The sequence below is a fragment of the uncultured Kluyvera sp. genome, from assembly GCF_902485085.1.
Taxonomy (GTDB): domain Bacteria; phylum Pseudomonadota; class Gammaproteobacteria; order Enterobacterales; family Enterobacteriaceae; genus Kluyvera; species Kluyvera ascorbata.
In genome coordinates this window covers 1-4,546 of record NZ_CABTJS010000164.1, presented here as the reverse complement: position 1 = coordinate 4,546, position 4,546 = coordinate 1, and the positions used below count along the sequence as shown (strand labels likewise).

General features: G+C 54.0%; 4 protein-coding genes and 1 pseudogene. 4 read left to right on the top strand and 1 reads right to left on the bottom strand.

From position 1 onward, the window contains the following. Positions 1 to 68 (bottom strand): 50S ribosomal protein L34 (gene rpmH / locus RDN66_RS20125; protein ID WP_149782142.1); only part of this gene is annotated, 68 nt, incomplete at its 3' end. A 776-nt stretch (positions 69 to 844) separates the two neighbouring features. Between rpmH and dnaA the strand changes: the two genes are divergently transcribed. From dnaA to RDN66_RS24360, 4 genes and pseudogenes are all read left to right on the top strand, one after another. Beyond that, positions 845 to 2,242 (top strand): chromosomal replication initiator protein DnaA, encoded by a 1,398-nt coding sequence (gene dnaA, locus RDN66_RS20120; protein WP_308538139.1) that lies wholly within the window; start codon positions 845 to 847, stop codon positions 2,240 to 2,242. A gap of 4 nt (positions 2,243 to 2,246) precedes the next feature. Next, positions 2,247 to 3,347, top strand: a complete 1,101-nt coding sequence (gene dnaN / locus RDN66_RS20115; RefSeq protein WP_202216899.1) for a DNA polymerase III subunit beta — start codon at positions 2,247 to 2,249, stop codon at positions 3,345 to 3,347. Next, a complete protein-coding gene (gene recF / locus RDN66_RS20110) occupies positions 3,347 to 4,420 on the top strand; it encodes a DNA replication/repair protein RecF (RefSeq protein WP_202216900.1) in 1,074 nt (357 codons plus the stop codon). Before dnaN ends, recF begins: the two co-directional genes overlap by 1 nt. A gap of 28 nt (positions 4,421 to 4,448) precedes the next feature. Next, positions 4,449 to 4,546 (top strand): annotated as a pseudogene (locus RDN66_RS24360) (DNA gyrase); the annotation flags it as partial.

Genomic DNA, 4,546 nt, shown 5'->3' with positions numbered 1-4,546 from the left:
GCCATACGAGCACGGAAGCCGTGAGAACGGTTGCGCTTCAGTACAGACGGTTGAAAAGTGCGTTTCATGGCGATTTCTACCTAAACTTGAATAAATTCAATGGCTTTATTGGATATCCGAACGAAAATCGAACGATGGACACCGAAGCCATGGGTGATTAAAGAGGCCGGATTGTAATAATTGTACACTCCGGAGTCAATTCTCTTTCCTTATTTACCGCGTAAAAAACCACGTATCACCGCAGTTTTTCGCCCGGTAAATGAGCAGCGTCCTTCACCAAAATTCGCGTAGAACACGCCGGGTGGGGGATTATACGGGCTGCCCATTAAAGCGCAAGGATCATCCTGGATCTTTGTTAGATCATTTAAGCAGAAATTTGTCGCTAGTCATTAATTTTTCCAATATGCGAAGGAAATCGTGCCTTCTCTTTGTCGGGATCGTTTACACTTAGCGCTTGCCGGATCCACCTGTGGATAAATCGGGAAGAATCTGTGAGAAACAGAAGATCTCTGGCGCAGTTTACGCTATGATCCTCGGCCCGATCGCGATCGGTGGATCGTAAAAGGGGAAAATAACCGCGTCATTTCAGCACCGTGTCTGAAAGAGGTGGTTGAAAACCGCAGATAGCGGTTCGCGCGTCACCCGCTTGCATCGGGTCTTTTCGACGTGTGCCAAAAATCACGAATTTTTAATCTTATACACAGCATTGTTCGGGCTGCACATATGCAGCAACTGAATGAATCCCCGACAGTATTCAGTTTTGCTGGCGGCAGGATCGTCAGAGGTAGCCTGCAGGTTTGCCTGGAGGATGATGTGTATCGACTTTTTTCGAGTGGAGTCCGCCGTGTCACTTTCGCTTTGGCAGCAATGTCTTGCCCGATTGCAGGATGAGTTACCAGCCACAGAATTCAGCATGTGGATCCGCCCATTGCAGGCGGAACTAAGCGATAACACGCTGGCACTGTATGCGCCAAATCGTTTTGTACTTGATTGGGTAAGAGATAAATACCTCAATAACATCAACGGTCTGCTGAATGATTTCTGCGGCGCTGATGCCCCGCAGCTGCGCTTTGAGGTTGGCACCAAGCCCGTTACCCAAACGTTACGAGAGACGGCAAACGTCAGCGCCCCGGCGCAGATGGCCCAGGTTCATGCCCCGCGCGTTCCTCCGGCACCGCGTGCAGGATGGGATAACGTTCCGGCACCCGCTGAGCCTTCCTACCGTTCTAACGTCAACGTTAAACACACCTTTGATAACTTCGTAGAAGGTAAGTCGAACCAGCTGGCCCGCGCGGCGGCGCGTCAGGTGGCAGACAACCCAGGCGGCGCGTATAACCCGCTGTTCCTCTATGGCGGCACCGGTCTGGGTAAAACGCACCTGCTGCACGCGGTAGGTAACGGTATTATCGCCCGCAAACCGAACGCGAAAGTGGTGTATATGCACTCCGAGCGCTTTGTCCAGGACATGGTAAAAGCCCTGCAAAACAACGCGATCGAAGAGTTTAAACGCTACTATCGTTCAGTAGACGCCCTGCTGATCGATGATATTCAATTCTTCGCCAACAAAGAACGCTCTCAGGAAGAGTTCTTCCACACTTTTAACGCCCTGCTGGAAGGTAATCAGCAAATCATCCTCACGTCGGATCGCTATCCGAAAGAGATTAACGGCGTAGAAGATCGTCTCAAGTCCCGCTTCGGCTGGGGCCTGACGGTGGCCATTGAGCCGCCTGAGCTTGAGACCCGCGTCGCTATCCTGATGAAAAAAGCCGACGAAAACGATATTCGTCTGCCTGGTGAGGTGGCGTTCTTCATTGCCAAGCGTCTACGCTCTAACGTGCGTGAGCTTGAAGGGGCACTGAACCGCGTTATCGCCAACGCCAACTTTACCGGCCGGGCGATCACCATCGATTTCGTGCGTGAAGCGCTGCGCGACCTGTTAGCGCTGCAGGAAAAGCTGGTCACCATCGACAATATTCAGAAGACGGTGGCGGAGTACTACAAAATTAAAGTCGCGGATCTGCTCTCCAAACGACGTTCTCGTTCGGTAGCGCGTCCGCGCCAGATGGCGATGGCGTTGGCGAAAGAGCTCACCAACCACAGTCTGCCGGAGATTGGCGATGCGTTTGGTGGCCGTGACCATACCGCCGTGCTGCACGCCTGCCGTAAGATTGAACAGCTGCGTGAAGAAAGCCACGATATCAAAGAAGACTTTTCCAATTTAATCAGAACATTGTCGTCGTGATCCTATGAAATTTACCGTAGAACGTGAACATTTATTAAAACCGTTACAACAGGTGAGTGGCCCGTTAGGCGGGCGTCCGACATTGCCGATTCTGGGTAACCTGTTGCTGCAGGTCGCGGACGGCACGCTGTCGCTGACCGGTACCGATTTGGAAATGGAAATGGTAGCGCGCGTGGCGCTGCTGCAGGCACATGAACCGGGCGCGACTACCGTCCCGGCGCGTAAATTCTTTGATATTTGCCGTGGCCTGCCGGAAGGTGCCGAGATTGCTGTACAGCTGGAGGGCGACCGTATGCTGGTGCGTTCTGGCCGCAGCCGCTTCTCTCTGTCTACGTTGCCTGCTGCCGACTTCCCGAACCTGGACGACTGGCAGAGCGAGGTTGAATTCACCCTGCCGCAAGCGACCATGAAGCGCCTGATTGAAGCCACTCAGTTCTCGATGGCGCATCAGGACGTTCGTTATTACTTAAACGGCATGCTGTTCGAAACCGAAGGCGAAGAGCTGCGTACCGTGGCAACCGACGGCCACCGTCTGGCGGTCTGTTCTATGCCTATCGGGCAATCGCTGCCTAACCATTCGGTGATCGTGCCGCGTAAAGGGGTGATTGAGCTGATGCGTATGCTCGACGGTGGCGATACGCCGTTGCGCGTGCAGATTGGCAGCAACAACATCCGCGCGCACGTCGGTGACTTTATCTTCACTTCCAAGCTGGTTGATGGCCGTTTCCCGGATTATCGCCGCGTATTGCCGAAGAACCCGGATAAACACCTGGAAGCCGGCTGCGATATCCTCAAGCAGGCCTTTGCCCGTGCGGCGATTCTCTCCAATGAGAAATTCCGCGGCGTGCGTCTGTTTGTTAGCGAAAACCAGCTGAAAATTACCGCCAACAACCCAGAGCAGGAAGAAGCAGAAGAAATTCTGGATGTCTCCTATCCGGGCACCGAGCTGGAAATTGGCTTTAACGTCAGCTACGTGCTGGACGTCCTGAACGCGCTGAAGTGCGAGAACGTGCGCATTCTGCTGACCGATTCCGTATCGAGCGTACAGATTGAAGATGCCGCATCACAGTCGGCTGCCTATGTTGTTATGCCAATGAGACTGTAATGTCGCTCACCCGCCTGTTGATCCGCGATTTTCGCAATATTGAAAACGCGGATCTTGCATTATCCCCTGGCTTTAACTTCCTGGTTGGCGCCAACGGCAGCGGCAAAACCAGCGTGCTGGAAGCCATCTATACGCTCGGTCATGGCCGGGCGTTTCGCAGTTTGCAGATTGGTCGCGTTATCCGCCACGAGCAGGAGGCGTTTGTCCTGCATGGGCGCTTACAGGGCGCGGAGCGTGAAACATCCATCGGCCTGACCAAAGACAAGCAGGGCGACAGCAAGGTGCGTATCGACGGCACCGACGGTCATAAAGTGGCCGAACTGGCGCTGCTGATGCCGATGCAGCTGATTACGCCTGAGGGGTTTACTTTACTCAACGGCGGCCCCAAATATAGAAGAGCGTTCCTTGATTGGGGATGCTTCCACAACGAAGCCGGGTTCTTCAACGCCTGGAGTAACCTGAAGCGGTTGCTCAAGCAGCGCAATGCCGCGCTGCGCCAGGTGAGCCGCTACGCGCAGCTACGCCCGTGGGATATGGAACTTATCCCACTGGCCGAGCAAATCAGCCGCTGGCGCGCGGAATACAGCGCCGGTATTGCCGAAGACATGGCTGATACCTGCAAACAATTTCTCCCGGAGTTCTCTCTGACCTTCTCCTTCCAGCGCGGCTGGGAAAAAGAAACTGATTATGCCGAAGTGCTGGAGAGAAACTTCGAACGCGACCGTATGCTGACCTACACGGCACACGGCCCGCACAAGGCGGACTTCCGCATTCGCGCCGACGGCGCGCCGGTGGAAGACACCTTATCGCGCGGGCAGCTTAAGCTGCTGATGTGCGCGTTACGCCTGGCACAGGGCGAGTTTTTAACTCGCGAAAGCGGAAGACGCTGCCTGTACCTGATAGATGATTTTGCCTCGGAACTTGATGACGCACGGCGCGGCCTGCTGGCTAGCCGTTTAAAAGCCACACAGTCTCAGGTTTTCGTCAGTGCGATCAGCGCTGAACACGTTCTGGACATGTCGGACGAAAATTCGAAGATGTTTAACGTGGAAAAGGGTAAAATAACGGATTAACCCAAGTTTAAATGAGCGAGAAACGTTGATGTCGAATTCTTATGACTCCTCCAGTATCAAAGTCCTGAAAGGGCTGGATGCGGTGCGTAAGCGCCCGGGTATGTATATCGGCGACACGGATGACGG